The following is a 15152-nucleotide window of genomic DNA, read 5'->3' on the forward strand; positions in this document are numbered from 1 at the left end:
CTGGCCCCGCCCCCCCCCCCCCCCCCACCGCGGGCGGACGGGGGGGGGCCGCCCGGGGGGGGCGCCCCCCGGCCCCCCCACCCCCCCGGGGGGCGCCCCCCCCCCCGCGGCCCCCCCACTGCGGTCACTTCAATAGGCGGAGTGACAGATCTGTGACACCTCCGAACACGGCGAGCAGCCCCTGCTCGACCGAGGCCGAGCAGGGGCTACTCGCTGTGTTGGTCAGCGGAAGCGCAGTACCGCGGTGCTGCCGCCGACGAGGACGGGTCCGTATTGGTCCGGGTCACCGAGCGAGCGGTAGTTGATCACCGGGTCGCCTGCTCGCACGAGGGCTGTGGCGCACGCGAGGCACCAGGGCTGCGGTGGCTGCACGTCTCGGTCCTCGATCGCCGCCTCGGCGGTGCGACACTGCGCGCAGATCGACATGCAGCCCTCCTGGCTGTCTCAGCCCCAGCTGGAACCGCACGCGGTGCAGCCCCAACGGCCTTCCATGGTCTGGTAGGTGTTCCCCGACCCGCAGATCGGGCACGCCGTCATCTCGGTGCCCCGGCCGCTCTCCGGCAGGCTACCGTGCGTCGGGGTGGTGCGGTGGGTGGTCTGGACGGTCTGGCGGTCGAGCAGCCGCTCGCGCTGATCGCACAGGTGTAGCGCCTGCCGCTTCACGCCGTAGGCCTCGCGTCGGAGGGGCACGCCGAGGTCGCCTGGCCTGCAGCGGACCGGGCGCTCGCGGCAGCGCAGGCCAGTGGTGACCCGGTGGTCCGGGGAGAAGCAGCCCGGGTTCTGGCGATCACGATGCGGCGCGCCGGCCGCCTGGCCCGCTCCGGGGCTCCGCGAACCACCCTGTTCACGGTCGACGCGACCAGAGCGCAGGCGGACCGGTAGTGGATCGGCGTGCACTCCGCCCTGGGCACTCCCGACGAGGGCGTGCAGTACGCGGCGCGGATCGCCCCGGAGCGGCTGCCGACTGCCGAGCGCCAGGCCCGATTCGGTACGGACTGCGCCCGCATGTGGCACCACCTCGGCGACCACCGCCGGACCGTCGCCGCGTTGCAGTTCACCGAGCGGGTCGCCCCGGAGGAGGTACGCCGACCGGCCCTTCGGGCGTTGACGGCGGACCTCCTCTATGCGCCGGTCACCGTGCCCGGCGTGCGGGAACTCGCCACCCGCACAGGCGCCTCGTAGGCCCGGCCCCTCCTGGTGGCGGCCCCGCCCCGGGGGGTGGTGGTCGGCGAGCCCTAGTTCTCAGCGCCCGCAAGGGGCTTGACCCAGCGGGTCCACTGCGGTTCGGGGTGGTAGCCGGCGGCCTGCCAGGTGCGGTGGCCGAGGGCGTTGTCGTCCAGCACCATCGCGTCGGCGCGGCGGCCGCCGAGTGCGGCGAAGCGCTCCTCGGCGGCCGCCAGCAGGGCGGCGCCGATGCCCCGGCGGCGGTGGTCGGGGTCGACGGCGAGGCGGTACAGGTGGCACCGCCAGCCGTCCCAGCCGGCGATGACGGTGCCGAGCGGGGTGGCCGGGGCGTCGGCCGCGGTGGCGACGATCAGGCACTGCGGGTCCCGGGCGAGCAGGGCGGCGACGCCCGCCTCGTCGTCGGTGATGCTGGTGCCCTTGGCGGCCCGGGCCCAGAGGGCGAGCAGGGCGGGGATCTCCTCGGGTCGGGCGGGGCGCAGCAGGATCTGTTCGGCGGTGCCGTTCTGTTCGGTCATGCCGGTCTGTCTAGCAGGGGGTCCGGCCGGGCCGCCCGGAATTCCGGGGCGTGGACGGCCCCCTGGTGGGAACGGCCGGCGGTCAGCCGAGGCGCCACACCGTGGTGGTCTTGACCGAGGCGTCCTCCAGGTCCGCCACCACCGGCACCTGGTAGGCGGCCACCGCGGTGAACCGGTCCCGGGGCAGGTAGGCCCGGCCCGGGTCGCCGACGATGACGGTGGCGCCGCGGGCGGCGGCCCGTTCCAGGAAGGGCAGGAAGCGGGCGGCCATCTCGCGTTCGTAGAACACGTCGCCGGCCAGTACCACCTCGGCCGGGGCGCCGTCCCCGTCCACCAGGTCGACCAGCGCGCCGTCCACCCGTACGCCGTTGGCCTCGCCGTTCAGGCCGATGGCGGCGACCGCGTAGGCGTCGATCTCGGCGGCCCGCACCTGCGTCGCGCCGCGCAGCGCGGCCGCCACGCCGACCAGTCCGGAGCCGGCCGCGATGTCCAGCACCGCCCGGCCGTCGACCAGTTCGGGGTGGTCCAGCACGTAGCGCGCGACCGCGACCCCGCCGGCCCAGGCGAAGGCCCAGAACGGCGGCGGCAGTCCGGCCCGGCCGCGTTCGCTCTCGGTGGTCTCCCACAGCGCGATGGCGTCCTGCGCCATGTGCAGGCGGATCTCGGGCACGAAGGGGACGGGCGTCAGCTCGGTCTCCCGCAGGATGAAGGCCTGATCGGTGTCCGGTCGATGAACTCGCAGCTCACTCGGCATGCCCGCAGCATAGGGCCCGCCGGACCCCGCTCACGCCCGCTCACGCCCGCCCGGCGGCCCGCTGGGTACGCCGGGCCAGCGAGTCGACCACGACGGCGGCCAGCAGCACCGCGCCGGTGATCATGAACTGGATGGCGTTGCTCAGGCCCTGGATGTTCATCCCGGACTGGATCGAGCCGATCACCAGCGCGCCCAGCAGCGCCGACCAGGTCTTGCCGCGCCCGCCGAACAGGCTGGTGCCGCCGATGACGGCCGCCGCGATGGCGTTCATCAGCAGGTTGCCGCCGCCGGAGGTCTGGCTGGCGGACTGGATCTGCGCGGCCAGGAACAGGCCGCCGATCCCGGCCATCGTGGAGCAGATGGCGAAGACGCTGATCCGGATCCACGAGACGTTGATGCCGGCCCGGCGGGCGCCCTCGATGTTGCCGCCGAGCGCGAACACCTGGCGGCCGTACGTGGTGCGGCGCAGCACGAAGTCCAGCACCACGATGAAGATCAGGAAGATCAGCAGGGCCAGCGGCAGCCCCTTGTACTGGTTGAGGGTGTACGCGGCGAGGAAGGCGATCACCGCCAGCAGCACCGTCCGCAGCACGATGTCGGTGACCGGCCGGGACGGCACGCCCGCGGCCTGCCGTCGCCGGGCGTCGACCAGCGAGGCGAAGAGGAACAACAGCACGCCGACGGCCGCCGCGCCGTACGCGGCGATCTGCTGGCCGTAGATGGTGCTGTAGAGCCGGGAGACGATGTCCTTGCCGGAGAGGTTGACGGTGCCGCTGGCGCCGAGCACCTGGAGCATCAGGCCGTTCCAGCCGAGGTTGCCGGCCAGGGTGACGACGAAGGCCGGGACGCCGATCTTGGCGAAGAAGAAGCCGTGGAACGTGCCGACGATCGCCCCGCCGACGATCGCGGTGATCAGGGCGACCCACTGGTTGACGCCGTTGGTGACGTTCAGGACGGCGAAGATCGCCGCGCACAGGCCGCTGACCGAGCCGACCGAGAGGTCGATCTCGCCGAGCAGCAGCACGAAGACCACGCCGATCGCGATCATCCCGGTGCCGACGATCTGCTGGGACAGGTTGGAGAGGTTCTGCGCGGACAGGAAGGAGCTGTTGAGGCTGCCGAACACCGCCCAGATCACGATCAGGGCCAGCACGACGGGCAGCGAGCCCAGTTCGCCGCTGCTCATCCGGCGGCGGAACTCGCCCAGGTAGCCCTTGACGCCCTCCTGGCGGACGATCAGCCGGGGGTCGACCGCGGGGGTGGCCTCCGGGGCGACCGGGACGGGCGCGTTGACGCCGCCGGTGGGCATGGCGTCCTCGGGCAGCGGGGGGCGGTGGCGTTCGGGTTCGCCGCCGGGGGTGTTCCCGGGGGTGTGGTCGCTCACTGGGACCCCTCCTGGCCGCGGGCCCTGCGGCGGGTCACGGCGTTGTCCGTGGCGCCGGTGATGGCCGAGATGATCTCTTCCTGGTTGGTGCCGCGCCGGTCGAAGACGCCGTTGTTGCGGCCGAGGCGCAGCACCGCGACGGTGTCCGCGACGGCCATCACGTCCGCCATGTTGTGGCTGATCAGGATGACGCCGTGGTCCTGCTCGCGCAGCCGCTCGACCAGGTCGAGGACCTGGGCGGTCTGCTCGACGCCGAGGGCGGCGGTCGGCTCGTCCAGCATCACGACCTTGGGCGAGCCGATCAGGGCCCGGGCGATGGCGACGACCTGGCGCTGGCCGCCGGAGAGCGAGGCGACCGGGATCCGCACGCTGGGGATGCGGATGGAGAGGGTGTCCAGCAGCGTCCGGGAGCGCTTCTCCATGGCGACCTCGTCGAGGATGCCGAAGCGCCGGATCTCGCGGCCGAGGAAGAGGTTCCCGACCACGTCGAGGTTGTCGCACAGCGCGAGGTCCTGGTAGACCGTGGCGATGCCCAACTGCTGGGCGTCCTGCGGCCGGTGGATGCTCACCGGTCGGCCCTGCCACTCGATGGCGCCGTCGTCGGGCTGGTGCACCCCGGCGATCGACTTGACCAGGGTGGACTTCCCGGCGCCGTTGTCGCCGACCAGGGCCAGCACCTCGCCGGTGTGCACCTCGAGTTCGATGTCGGTGAGCGCCTGGACGGCGCCGAACCGTTTGGAGACCCCGCGCAGGGCCAGTACGGTCTCACCTGGCACAGTGACCAACTCCCTTGCCCCGCCTCCTCGGTGGAGGCGGGGCGGTTCGGATTCCGGGCCGCCTACTCCTGGCCGCCTACTACTGGCCGCCCGCTACTGGAGGCCGGCGCTCTTGCAGGCGTCGGCGTAGTCCGGGGTGCAGATCTGGGCGACGGTGTACAGGCCGTCCTGGACCACGGTGGTCTTGATGTTGTCCTTGGTGACGACGACCGGGGTGATCAGGTTGGCGGGCACCTTGTTGCCGCTGCCGTTGGTCACGGTGGTCGGGACCAGGCTGGCGTCCAGCGCCTTGCCGGAGGCCAGGGCGACGGCCATCTGCCCGGCGATGTCGGTCTCCGGCTTGAACGGCTTGTAGATCGTCATGGTCTGGGTCCCGGCCACGATCCGCTGGATGCCGTCGAGTTGGGCGTCCTGGCCGGTGAGCGGGACGCTCAGGCCGGCCGCCTTGAGCGCGGTCGCGACACCCGCGGCCATGCCGTCGTTGGCCGAGTAGGCGCCGACCACGTTCGGCCCGCCGATCGCGGTGATCGCGGCGGCGGCCTCCTGGTTGGCGGTGTTCGGGTCCCACTGGGGGGTGTCGTACTCCTTGCCGATCTTGAGCTTGCCGTCGATCGCGCTGTGCGCGCCGGCCTTGAAGTCGGCCGCGTTGGGGTCGGTCGGCGAGCCGTTGATCATGAAGATCTCGCCCGCGTTCGCCTTGCCGCCGACCGCCGCGACCAGGGCCTGGCCCTGGAGCTCGCCGACCTTGTGGTTGTCGAAGGACACGTACGCGTCGGCCGGGCCCTGGGCGAGCCGGTCGTAGGCCAGCACCTTGACGCCCGCGTCGTGGGCCTTCTGCACGGAGGACTGGATCGACTTGGCGTCCACCGCGTCCAGGATCAGCACCTTGTCGCCCTTGGTGAGGGCGGTGTCCACCTGGGTCTGCTGGAGGGTCGCGTCCTGGTTGGCGTTGTAGTAGTCGATCTGCGCGTCCGGCGCCAGCTCCTTGATCTTCTTCTCGATCAGCGGGCGGTCGAACTGCTCGTAGCGGGTGGTCTTGGTCTCCGGCAGCAGCAGGCCGATCCGCACCGCACCGACCGCGGCCGTCCCGCCGCCGCTCGCGGCGGCCGAGCCCGACGAACCGCCGCCTGACGAGGACTGCTTGGCGCTGCCGCAGGACGCCGCGCCGAGGCCGAGGGAAACCACTGCGGTCACCGCGAGGACGCGGCGGAGCCTGATGCTCATCGGGAAGCCTCTCCGATTGAATCCGCCCCCCTGCCCTCCGAGTCTGGGAAGCCATCAGCGCCTCCACGACCCAGGTGCGCCAAACGGGCGTGCCCGCGGTCGTCGGGCCGCGGCTCAGCGGACCGCGGCTCGTCGGGTCGCGGCTCGTGGGGTCACGGCTCGTGGGGTCGCGGCTCGTCGGTGCCCGGTGCGGTCGCTACTCCCCCGCCAGCGGCAGCGCGGCGGTGAGCCGGGCACCGGCCTCCGTCGGGGTGACGGTGAGGGTGCCCCGGTGGTGGCGGGCGATGTCGCGGGCGATCGGCAGGCCCAGGCCGCTGCCGCCGTGGTCGCGGGAGCGGGCGTCGTCGAGGCGGGTGAAGCGTTCGAAGACCCGCTCCCGGTCGGCGGGCGGGATGCCGGGCCCGTCGTCCTCGACGTCCAGCAGGGCGAGGCCGCGCCCGGGGTCGGCGGCCAGCCGGACGTGCACGGTGGTGGCGGCGTGCCGCTCGGCGTTGTCCAGCAGGTTGGTGAGCAGCCTGCCCAGCCAGAGCGGGATGCCGTCGACGGCGACCCCGGGGGCGAGGTCGGTGGTGCGGCGGTGCGGGCCGGGCGGGCGGGCCAGCACGGTGGTGGCGACCAGCTCGGTGAGGTCGGTCCGCCGGCGCGGCCGGTCGTCGGTGCCGCCGGCGTCGAGGCGGGCGAGCAGCAGCAGGTCGGTGGCGAGGTTCTGCAGCCGGTCGGTGTCCTCCAGCGCGCCGTGCACCAGCTCGGCGCGGACCGCCGGGTCCGGGTGGGTGTCGGCGACCTCCAGCTGGGTGCGCAGCACGGCCAGCGGGCTGCGCAGTTCGTGCGAGGCGTCGGCGATGAACTCGCGCTGGCGCCGGCCGGAGGCCTCCAGCCGGTCGAGCATCGCGTTCATGGTGGCGGCGAGCCGGGCGATCTCGTCGGCGGTGCCCGGTTCGGGGACGCGGCGGTGCAGGTCCTGGCCGGTGATGGCGTCGACCTCGGCGCGGATCGCCTCCACCGGCCGCAGCGCCTGCCCGGTGACCTTCCAGGTGACCACCACCCCGGTGAGCAGCAGCAGCGGGCAGGCGACGGCCAGGCCGGCCTGGGTGATGTCCATGGCCTCGTCGGCGGCGCGCAGCGAGGCGCCCGCGTACACGGTGACCGGGCCGGTCGGGGTGTCGGCGGTGACGGCGGCGAGCCGCTGGCGGTGGTGCTCGTACAGCGGGTCGACGTCGTCGGTGGTGTGCGAGCCGGTACGCCCGGCGACGGACAGCGCCGGGCGGCCGGCCAGGTTGGGGCTGGCCGCGAGGACGCTGCCGCGGGCGTCGACGACCTGGAGGAAGTCGGTGCCGTGCGCGGCGTGCAGGACGGGTGCCAGCCGCCCCTGGGCGGCGAGTTGGGCGACCGAGTCGGCCTGCTGCCGGGTGGCGGAGGTGGCGGAGGCGACCAGGTCGGCGCGGACGGCGGCGAGCAGTCCGGCCCCGGCCAGGACGAGGGCCGCGGCCAGCACCGTACCGGCGGCCGCGGTGGCCCGGGCGCGCACCGTCCTCGGGACGAACCGGCGGAGCACGGAGGGCAGCCGACGCAACCGGCTGCGCACGGACGGCAGTCGGCGCAACCGGCGGAGCACGGAGGGGACTTGCCGCGGTCCGGGGCGGCGGGAGCGGCGCACCTCAGCCGCCGGCCGGGTCGAGCCGGTAGCCGGCGCCGCGCATGGTCTGCAGGGCGGCCCGGCCGAAGGGCGCGTCGATCTTGCGCCGCAGGGCGTGGACGTGCACCTCGACGATGCTCGGGTCGGCGTCGTGGTGGGCGTCCCAGACCTGGTCGAGGATCTCGCGCTTGGAGACCACCGTGCCGGCCCGGGCGGCCAGGTGCTCCAGGATCGCGAACTCCCGGGCGGTCAGGTGGGTCGGGGTGCCGGCCCGGGTGCAGGTGCGGGCGTTGGCGTCCAGGACCAGGTCGCCGAGGGTGTGCAGCCGGGGGCGCTGCTGGTCGATCCGGCGGTGCAGGGCGCGCAGCCGGGCGAGCAGGACGACGAAGGAGAACGGCTTGGCGAGGTAGTCGTCGGCGCCGGTGTCCAGGGCCTCGGCCTCGTCCCACTCGCCGTCCTTGGCGGTGAGCATCAGGATCCCGGCCCGGCAGCCGGCCTCGCGCAGCCGGGCGCAGACCCGGTAGCCGTTGAGGCCGGGCAGCATGATGTCGAGGACGATCACGTCGTAGGGGTGGCGCTCGGCGAGGGCGAGGCCCTCGGGGCCGTTGTGGGCGGTGTCCACGGTGTGGCCGTCGGCCTCCAGGCCGCGCCGCAGCGCGGTGGCCATCCGCTGTTCGTCCTCCACGACGAGTATGTGCATCCGTTCAGGGTGCCAGGCCGCCGTGAGTGATCTTGCGGCGGCTTAAGCGTGGGTTCAGGTGCGGTCCGCCATGATCGCCGGGCGCGGAGCGCAGCGCCGCACTTCCCAGGCAAGGAGCACGCCCGATGACCGATCCCCAGTCGTCCTTCACCCCGTCGTCCGGTGAGGAGCCGGAGGTCCCCGAACTGCCGCCGCTGTCGCCCCGGCGCCGTCGCGCGCAGCGGCTGCGCGCCTGGGCGGGCGGCAAAGAGCGCCGGCTCGCCGCCGGGGTGGTGACGGTGGCGCTGCTCGGCGCGGGCGGGCTGGCCGTCGCGGTGGCGGCCCACGAAGGACACGGGGAGGGTGGCCGCGGGCACCGCGAGGCGGCGGCCTCGGCCGAGGACGGCGCCGGACGCGGGGACGGGCACGGCGGCGGACACGGCGCCGGACGCGGGCAGGAGCAGGAGCGCGGCCGCGGGCAGGAGCAGGGACACCGGCACGGGCAGCAGCGCGGCGGCGAGGGCCAGCAGCAGGGCCAGGGCCGGGCGCAGGGCCAGGCGCCCGCCCCGCTGCCCTCGGTCGGCGCCTCCACCGCCCTGGACAAGGCCCAGGCCGCCGTGCCGGGCGGCCGCGCCGAGTCGCTGCGCCGGATCACCGAGCAGGGCGGCGGGGCCGCCTGGGCCGTGTCGGTCGTCGGCCAGGACGGCGTGCGCCACCTGGTGACGGTGGACGGCACCAACGGTGAGCTGACCTCCAACACCACCGTCGGGAACGCCGGCGCCACCGGCAACACCGCCGACGGCGCCGAGGGCTGACATGGCCCACACCTCGACGACCCGCCCCGCCCCCGACCGCCCCGCCCCGGGCCGGCCCCCGCGCTCCGACGCCAACAAGGTGCCCGCCGTGGACGGCTGGTTCTGGCTGGTGAAGGTGCTGACCACCGGCATGGGCGAGACGCTCTCCGACTTCCTCGCCAAGACCTTCGACCCGGTCCTGGCGGTGGCCGCCGCCGGGCTGCTGCTCGCCGTGGCCCTGCTGGTGCAGCTGCGGACCCGGCGCTGCGTGCCCGGGCTGTACTGGGCGGTGGTCGTCCTGGTCAGCGTGTTCGGCACGATGGTCGCCGACGTGGCGCACGTCGCGCTCGGCGTCCCGTACGCGCTGTCGGCCGGCTCGCTGGCGGTGGCGCTGGCGGTGCTGTTCCTGCTCTGGCACCGGGTGGAGGGCTCGCTGGCGATCGACCGGGTGACCGGGCTGCGCCGGGAGCTGTTCTACTGGTCGGCCGTGCTGGTGACCTTCGCCCTGGGCACCGCGCTGGGCGACCTGACGGCGGCCACCCTGCACCTCGGCTACCTGGTGGCCGGGCTGGGCTTCGCGCTGCTGATCGCGATCCCGGCGGTGGCGGCCCGGTCCGGCTGGGTGGGCCCGGTGGCCGGTTTCTGGTGGGCGTACGTGCTGACCCGTCCGCTGGGCGCCTCCTTCGCGGACTGGCTGGGCGTGGGCGCCGACCGCGGCGGCATCGGCCTGGGCACCGGCCCGGTCAGCCTCGCCCTGGCGGTGCTGATGGCGGTGTCGCTGGCGCTCGCCGCGCGGGCGCACCGTCGGGCGGCGGCTGGACTCTCCGCCCACTGAGCGTCTACATTGCTGTAGACGTCGGAGGCGCACGGCATCACCCCCCGGACAGCCGTGCGCCTCCGGCCTCCCCGCAGACCCCTGCCCCCCGCAGGCCCCCGCCCCCGCAGGACGCCGCGGCCCTTCACCCCCGCTCGTCGACCACCCGCTTGATCTTCCCGACCGAGCGCTCCAGCGTGTACGGGTCCACCACCTCGACCGAGACCGTCACGCCCACGCCGTCCTTGACCGCCCGGACGATCTCCGCCCGCGCCGCCTCCCGCAGCCCGGCCGCCGCCTCCGGGCGGGCCTCCACCCGGACGGTCAGGTGGTCCAGCCGCCCCTGCCTGGTCAGCCGCAGCTGGAAGTGCGGGGCGACGCCCGGGGTGCGCAGCAGGATCTCCTCGATCTGGGTCGGGAAGAGGTTCACCCCGCGCAGGATGATCATGTCGTCGCTGCGCCCGGTGACCCGCTCCATCCGCCGGAAGGCCGGCCGTGCGGTGCCGGGCAGCAGCCGGGTGAGGTCGCGGGTGCGGTAGCGGATGATCGGCAGCGCCTCCTTGGTGAGCGAGGTGAGGACCAGTTCGCCGTGCTCCCCCTGAGGGAGCACCTCGTCGCCGAGCGGGTCCACCACCTCCGGGAGGAAGTGGTCCTCCCAGATGTGCAGGCCGTCCTTGGTCTCCACGCACTCCTGGGCGATCCCGGGGCCCATCACCTCGGAGATGCCGTAGATGTCGACGGCGTGCAGGTCGAGCCGGTCCTCGATCTCGCGCCGCATCTCCTCCGTCCAGGGCTCGGCCCCGAAGATGCCCACCCGCAGCGAGCTGGCCCGCGGGTCCAGGCCCTGCCGGTCGAACTCGTCCAGCAGGGTGAGCAGGTAGGACGGGGTGACCATGATGATCTCGGGGCGGAAGTCCTGGATCAGCTGGACCTGCCGGGCGGTCATCCCGCCGGAGGCCGGGATGACGGTGCAGCCGGCCCGCTCGGCGCCGTAGTGCGCGCCCAGTCCGCCGGTGAACAGCCCGTAGCCGTACGCGATGTGCACCTTGTGCCCGGGCCGGCCGCCGGCCGCGCGGATCGAGCGGGCCACCACGTCGGCCCACACGGAGAGGTCGTTCTCGGTGTAGCCGACCACGGTCGGGCGTCCGGTGGTGCCGCTGGAGGCGTGGATCCGGCGGACCTGCTCCATCGGGACGGCGAACATCCCGAAGGGGTAGCCCTCGCGCAGGTCGGCCTTGGTGGTGAACGGGAAGCGGGCGAGGTCGTCGAGGGTTCGGCAGTCCTCGGGGTGGACCCCGGCGGCGTCGAACTTGCGGCGGTAGAGCTCGACGTGCTCGTAGGCGTGCCGCAGGGTGACCCGGAGCCGGTCGAGCTGGTGGGCGCGCAGTTCGTCGACGCCCATCCGCTCGCCGGCATCCAGGAGCGCTGGCGGAATCGGCTCCCCCAGGCGTCGGTCGGGGTCGGACGCACGGCCGGTCATCGTCGCTCCTTCGCAGGTCGGACGGGACTGGGAGCCCTACCGATCGTTCGGTCAGGACAAGCCCAGGCCAAGTAATCCAGCACCCGAACCACCTGTCAAGGGATCGCACGGCGCTCCCGGAATGTGCAGTTCCGGTGCGTTCGTACCGGGTTCACCCCCGTCGCTTGATTGGCTGATATGAAAATCATTACGGAACTATTACCCGGGGGCCCCACCCATCGGGCCGCACCCATGGTTCAGTGGTGCGGCTTCTCCCCCGCACCCCGGAGTGATCACCTTGGCCTCGACCCCTGCGCTGGTCAGCGCGCTGCGCGAGCTCGGCGACCGGCCCGCCGTCGTCGCCGACGGACGCGCGATCAGCGGCATCGGCCTGCTGCTCGGCGTCTCCCCGCCCGGCGGCCTGCCCCGGGCCCTCGCCGAACGCGTCGCCGCGCACGCCGCCCTGCCGCCCTCCACCGCCCGCGCCGCCGAGGAACGGCTCCGGCACTGGGCCGGCGTCCTCGGCCCGGCGCCCATCCGGCACACCGTGCTGCACCCGGTCACCGACCTCGCCGTCGAACTCGCCCTCGCCACCCTGCTGGCCGGCGGCACCGTGCACTGCCCCGACCCGGCCCTGCCCCCCGAGGAGCAGCTCACCGCCCTCGCCGCCGGCGGCACCACCCACCTCAGCCTGCCCTCCGCCCTGCTCTGGCAGCTCAGCCGGCACCCCGGCCTCGCCGACCACGACCTCGGCGCGCTCCGGCTCGTCCTCCACGTCGGCCCCGAACCCCGGCAGGACGACGTCTACGCCGCCGTCGACGCCCTCGGGGCCGTCCTCGCCCACGTCCGCGCCCCGCACAGCCAGGCCGAGGCCGCCGACCGCCGCCTGCGCGCCGACGCCCGGACCGCCACGGCCGCCGCCTGGAAGCACAGCATCGGCGTCACCGCCGAGCAGGTCAGCACCTTCGGCGCCCACCTCGACCGGGCCGTGCTCACCACCCTGCTGCACACCCTCCAGCAGACCGGGATCCTCACCGAACCCGCGCCGGGGACCGTCCCGGGGACCGACCCGGGGCCGGGTCCCGACGCCGCCCAGGCCCCGGCGCGCTCCGAGGCCGAACTCCTCGCCACCGCCCTCGTCACCCCCGCCCAGCGCCCCCGGGTCGGCCGCTGGCTCGACGCCCTCGCCCGACACGGCCTGATCGCCCACCGGGACGGCGGCGCCCAGGGCCCGCTCTACCACGGCGCCCCCGAACTCGGCCCCGCCGCGGTCCGGGAGGCCTGGCGGCCCGCCGCCGACACCTGGGCCGACGGCCTCGGCAGCGCCGCCGTCCTCGACCGGGTCAGACGCGGCGCCCTGCGCCTGCCCGGCCTCCTCACCGGCGACGAGGCCCCCCGCCCCGCCGCCGCCCCCGTCCGCTGGGCCGCCGCCCGCGGCTACCTCGGCACCGCCCTCGGCGCCCTCGTCCGCGCCACCGCCGAGGCCCACCACGGGCCGCGGCCGCTGCGCGTCCTCGAACTCGACCGCGACGGCACCGAGACCGCCGTCGCCCGCGCCCTCGCCGCCCGCCCCCGGCAGAACGCCGACCACCACCTCGCCCCCGACGGCGGGCGCTACGACATCGTCGTCGCCTCCGCCGCCGGACGGCCCGAGGAGGAGGTCCCGGCCCTCGTCGACCTGCTCGCCCCCGGCGGCCGGCTGCTGCTGCTCGCCCCCGTCGCCGAACAGCTCGACCTGCTGATCACCGGCGACCCGCGCGGCCTCACCGCCCACCCGGCCGAGCACTGGCAGTCCGCCCTCACCGCCGCCGGCTGCCCCACCGTCCTCACCCTCCCGGAGGCCGGGCACCCGATGGGGCTGCTCGGGCAGGGACTGTTCGTCGCCCGGGTCGACTGACGCGGGCGCCGTTACGATCGGGCGCATGGCCGCTTCCGTCTCCGCTTCGGTTTCCGCTCCCGCTTCGGTGTCCGTTTCCGCCTCCGTGCGCTCGATCCGCTCCCGGGCCTCCCTCGGCTCGATCGGCTCCATCGGTTCCATCGGCTCGCTGCTGTCGATCGGATCCGTCGGGTCCGTGCTCTCCATCGGCTCCGTCGGCAGCGTGCTGTCCATCGGCTCGGCCGGGTCCGTGGTCAGCGCGTTCTCGGCCTGCTCCTGGCTGAGCGTCGGCTCGCTGCTGTCCGTGCGCTCCCGCTGGTCCGTACGGGGCCGGCGCCCGGGGCGGGGACCGAGGCAGTGACCCGGACACGGACCCGGGCACGGACCGTCCGTGGCCGACCGGTGAAGCACGGGTCACGTACCGCCACCCGATCCGTACCATTTCGATACCGAAGCCCAGGTGAGCTGCGGGAATCCTCGCCGCCCGGGGCGCTCCCCCGGTAGGCTCCGGCTTGTCCTCCGGGCCTCCGTACGGGCGGCCGTGCGCCGCCCGTTCCGCGTTCCGTGTTCCGTGTTCCGGGGGGCAGACCCCCGCGGGCCGTTCGGTGGGCTCCGCGGACTCGACACCGCGCGCCAGGGCAGTCGCGCGAACGGCGAAGGGCATCGCATTGGCGGATCGGCTCACCGGAGGAGACTCCTCGCTGCTGCGGCGGATCAACGCCGCGGTCACGCTACGGGCGCTGCGGACCGGCCACTCCGTGACCCTCACCCAACTCGTCGGCGAGACCGGGCTCTCCCGGCCCACCGTCGAGGGCGTCATCGAGGGCCTCGTCGACACCGGCCTGGTCGCCGAGGTCGAACAACCCCGGGAGGACGGCCAGTCCGGCACCGGCCGCCGCGGCCGCCCCGCCCGCTGGTTCCGCTTCCGGGCCGAGGCCGGACACATCCTCGGCATCGAGATCGGCGTCCACGACATCCGGGTCATCCTCGCCGACCTCACCGGCGAAGTGGCGGGCAGTCACTTCAAGCCCGTCGACGAGACCCTCGACGCCGAGGAACGGCTCACCGCCGTCCGCACCGCCGTCGCCGAGGTCCTCCGCAAGGCGGGCATCTCGCGCGACAACCTGTGGTCCGTCGGCATCGGCACCCCTGGCATCGTCGACCGCGAGGGCACCGTCCAACTCGGCACCGCCATGCCCGGCTGGACCGGCCTCGACCTCGGCGCCCGGCTCCGGCGCTCCTTCCGCTGCCCCGTCCTGATCGAGAACGACGCCAACCTCGCCGCCATCGCCGAACACTGGCAGGGCGCCGCCGTCGGCGCCGACGACGTGGTCTTCGTGATGGCCGGCCTCAGCCCCGGCGCCGGCTCCCTCATCAACGGCAAGCTCCACCGCGGCTACGGCGGCGCCGCCGGAGAGATCGGCGCCCTCCACCTGCTCGGCCAGGAGGTCACCCCCGAGAAGCTCCTCTCCACCACCGGCAAGCCCCTCAACCCCCTGGACGAGGCCGCCGTCGCCCGCGTCCTGCGACTCGCCCGCGAGGGCGACGAGGTCGCCAAGGTCGCCATGGACCGCTTCCTCACGAGACTGGTCCAGGGCGTCGCAGCCCTGGTCCTCGCCATCGACCCCCAGCTGGTCGTCATCGGCGGCTGGGCCGCGGGCCTCGACGGCGTCCTGGAACCCCTGCGCGAACGCCTCGCCCAATTCACCCTCCGCGCCCCCGAGGTGGCCCTGGCCGCCCTCGGCTCGGAGGTCGTCTCGATGGGCGCCCTGCGGGTCGCCCTCGACCACGTCGAGGACCAGCTCTTCGCGGTGGACCCGCCCCGGGTCTGACGGCCGCGTTACGGGCATGAGGGTCGGCGCTCAGGGGCCGGCGTAGTGCTCACCCCTCGCCCACGACTCCAGCGCCGGGTTCATCCACCCCGCCTCCCCGCTCGTCACCGTCGGCCCGCCGGTGATCGGCCTAGTGTCCTGAGTCCTTGATCCGTCGGATGTATCCAGCGAGGGATTCGAGGATCTGGTCAGCGGTTTTGGTCCAGACGTAGGGCCGGGGGTCG

16 protein-coding genes are annotated in these 15152 nt (G+C 74.4%); 6 read left to right on the forward strand and 10 right to left on the reverse strand.

All coding sequences use genetic code 11. The annotated features are described in order from the left end of the window. Nucleotides 1-222 precede the first annotated feature (222 nt). Nucleotides 223-426, reverse strand: a complete 204-nt coding sequence (locus ACFWXO_RS37740) for a hypothetical protein (RefSeq protein WP_380529888.1) — start codon at nucleotides 424-426, stop codon at nucleotides 223-225. An 18-nt stretch (nucleotides 427-444) separates the two neighbouring features. Next, nucleotides 445-690, reverse strand: a complete 246-nt coding sequence (locus ACFWXO_RS37745) for a hypothetical protein (protein WP_380529890.1) — start codon at nucleotides 688-690, stop codon at nucleotides 445-447. 201 nt (nucleotides 691-891) lie between these two features. Between ACFWXO_RS37745 and ACFWXO_RS37750 the strand changes: the two genes are divergently transcribed. Continuing rightward, on the forward strand, nucleotides 892-1182 hold the full coding sequence (locus ACFWXO_RS37750) for a hypothetical protein (RefSeq protein WP_380529891.1): 291 nt from the start codon (nucleotides 892-894) through the stop codon (nucleotides 1180-1182). Between the two features lie 53 nt (nucleotides 1183-1235). Here ACFWXO_RS37750 and ACFWXO_RS37755 read toward each other — a convergent pair whose 3' ends face one another. From ACFWXO_RS37755 to ACFWXO_RS37785, 7 genes are all read right to left on the reverse strand, one after another. Continuing rightward, on the reverse strand, nucleotides 1236-1700 hold the full coding sequence (locus ACFWXO_RS37755; RefSeq protein WP_380529893.1) for a GNAT family N-acetyltransferase: 465 nt from the start codon (nucleotides 1698-1700) through the stop codon (nucleotides 1236-1238). A gap of 82 nt (nucleotides 1701-1782) precedes the next feature. Further along, nucleotides 1783-2454: a methyltransferase gene (locus ACFWXO_RS37760; RefSeq protein ID WP_375886386.1), complete on the reverse strand. Its 672-nt coding sequence runs from the start codon at nucleotides 2452-2454 to the stop codon at nucleotides 1783-1785. Nucleotides 2455-2494: 40 nt separating this feature from the next. After that, nucleotides 2495-3763, reverse strand: coding sequence for a sugar ABC transporter permease (locus ACFWXO_RS37765; RefSeq protein ID WP_380529907.1), 1269 nt, complete (start codon nucleotides 3761-3763; stop codon nucleotides 2495-2497). 71 nt (nucleotides 3764-3834) lie between these two features. Next, entirely contained in the window at nucleotides 3835-4614 is a 780-nt protein-coding gene (locus ACFWXO_RS37770) for an ATP-binding cassette domain-containing protein (RefSeq protein WP_375886383.1), read from the reverse strand. 93 nt (nucleotides 4615-4707) lie between these two features. Then, nucleotides 4708-5838: a sugar ABC transporter substrate-binding protein gene (locus ACFWXO_RS37775; protein WP_375886380.1), complete on the reverse strand. Its 1131-nt coding sequence runs from the start codon at nucleotides 5836-5838 to the stop codon at nucleotides 4708-4710. A 196-nt stretch (nucleotides 5839-6034) separates the two neighbouring features. Continuing rightward, nucleotides 6035-7423 carry a sensor histidine kinase gene (locus ACFWXO_RS37780; RefSeq protein ID WP_380529896.1) on the reverse strand — a complete coding sequence of 463 codons (1389 nt, stop codon included), beginning with the start codon at nucleotides 7421-7423 and terminating at the stop codon, nucleotides 6035-6037. 73 nt (nucleotides 7424-7496) lie between these two features. Then, nucleotides 7497-8174, reverse strand: a complete 678-nt coding sequence (locus ACFWXO_RS37785; RefSeq protein ID WP_375886375.1) for a response regulator transcription factor — start codon at nucleotides 8172-8174, stop codon at nucleotides 7497-7499. Between the two features lie 125 nt (nucleotides 8175-8299). Here ACFWXO_RS37785 and ACFWXO_RS37790 point away from each other — a divergent pair, with 125 nt between their 5' ends. Then, nucleotides 8300-8968: a PepSY domain-containing protein gene (locus ACFWXO_RS37790; protein ID WP_380529898.1), complete on the forward strand. Its 669-nt coding sequence runs from the start codon at nucleotides 8300-8302 to the stop codon at nucleotides 8966-8968. Between the two features lies 1 nt (nucleotide 8969). Next, entirely contained in the window at nucleotides 8970-9782 is an 813-nt protein-coding gene (locus tag ACFWXO_RS37795) for a hypothetical protein (RefSeq protein WP_375886370.1), read from the forward strand. Between the two features lie 124 nt (nucleotides 9783-9906). On the opposite strand, the gene paaK is transcribed toward ACFWXO_RS37795, so the two are convergent. Next, the gene (gene paaK / locus ACFWXO_RS37800; RefSeq protein ID WP_380529901.1) at nucleotides 9907-11241 is read right to left on the reverse strand and encodes a phenylacetate--CoA ligase PaaK; all 1335 of its coding nucleotides are present in this window, start codon (nucleotides 11239-11241) and stop codon (nucleotides 9907-9909) included. Between the two features lie 277 nt (nucleotides 11242-11518). On the opposite strand from paaK, the gene ACFWXO_RS37805 reads away from it, so the two are divergent. The 3 genes from ACFWXO_RS37805 to ACFWXO_RS37815 all read left to right on the forward strand — a co-directional run bounded on the left by ACFWXO_RS37805 (nucleotide 11519) and on the right by ACFWXO_RS37815 (nucleotide 14928). Further along, nucleotides 11519-13117 (forward strand): hypothetical protein, encoded by a 1599-nt coding sequence (locus tag ACFWXO_RS37805; RefSeq protein WP_380529903.1) that lies wholly within the window; start codon nucleotides 11519-11521, stop codon nucleotides 13115-13117. Between the two features lie 25 nt (nucleotides 13118-13142). Next, a complete protein-coding gene (locus ACFWXO_RS37810) occupies nucleotides 13143-13457 on the forward strand; it encodes a hypothetical protein (RefSeq protein ID WP_380529905.1) in 315 nt (104 codons plus the stop codon). Nucleotides 13458-13764: 307 nt separating this feature from the next. Then, nucleotides 13765-14928 carry an ROK family protein gene (locus tag ACFWXO_RS37815; protein ID WP_375886360.1) on the forward strand — a complete coding sequence of 388 codons (1164 nt, stop codon included), beginning with the start codon at nucleotides 13765-13767 and terminating at the stop codon, nucleotides 14926-14928. The last annotated feature ends 224 nt before the right edge of the window (nucleotides 14929-15152 follow it).

The sequence above is a fragment of the Kitasatospora sp. NPDC059088 genome, assembly GCF_042738155.1.
Taxonomy (GTDB): domain Bacteria; phylum Actinomycetota; class Actinomycetes; order Streptomycetales; family Streptomycetaceae; genus Kitasatospora.

Bases quoted from the DNA above. Each gene is read 5' to 3' on its own strand.
- ACFWXO_RS37795 (WP_375886370.1), top strand. From the start codon at position 8,970: ATGGCCCACACCTCGACGACCCGCCCCGCCCCCGACCGCCCCGCCCCG.
- ACFWXO_RS37810 (WP_380529905.1), top strand. From the start codon at position 13,143: ATGGCCGCTTCCGTCTCCGCTTCGGTTTCCGCTCCCGCTTCGGTGTCC.
- ACFWXO_RS37785 (WP_375886375.1), bottom strand. From the start codon at position 8,174: ATGCACATACTCGTCGTGGAGGACGAACAGCGGATGGCCACCGCGCTG.
- paaK (WP_380529901.1), bottom strand. From the start codon at position 11,241: ATGACCGGCCGTGCGTCCGACCCCGACCGACGCCTGGGGGAGCCGATT.
- ACFWXO_RS37765 (WP_380529907.1), bottom strand. From the start codon at position 3,763: ATGCCCACCGGCGGCGTCAACGCGCCCGTCCCGGTCGCCCCGGAGGCC.
- ACFWXO_RS37790 (WP_380529898.1), top strand. From the start codon at position 8,300: ATGACCGATCCCCAGTCGTCCTTCACCCCGTCGTCCGGTGAGGAGCCG.
- ACFWXO_RS37760 (WP_375886386.1), bottom strand. From the start codon at position 2,454: ATGCCGAGTGAGCTGCGAGTTCATCGACCGGACACCGATCAGGCCTTC.
- ACFWXO_RS37775 (WP_375886380.1), bottom strand. From the start codon at position 5,838: ATGAGCATCAGGCTCCGCCGCGTCCTCGCGGTGACCGCAGTGGTTTCC.
- ACFWXO_RS37755 (WP_380529893.1), bottom strand. From the start codon at position 1,700: ATGACCGAACAGAACGGCACCGCCGAACAGATCCTGCTGCGCCCCGCC.
- ACFWXO_RS37740 (WP_380529888.1), bottom strand. From the start codon at position 426: ATGTCGATCTGCGCGCAGTGTCGCACCGCCGAGGCGGCGATCGAGGAC.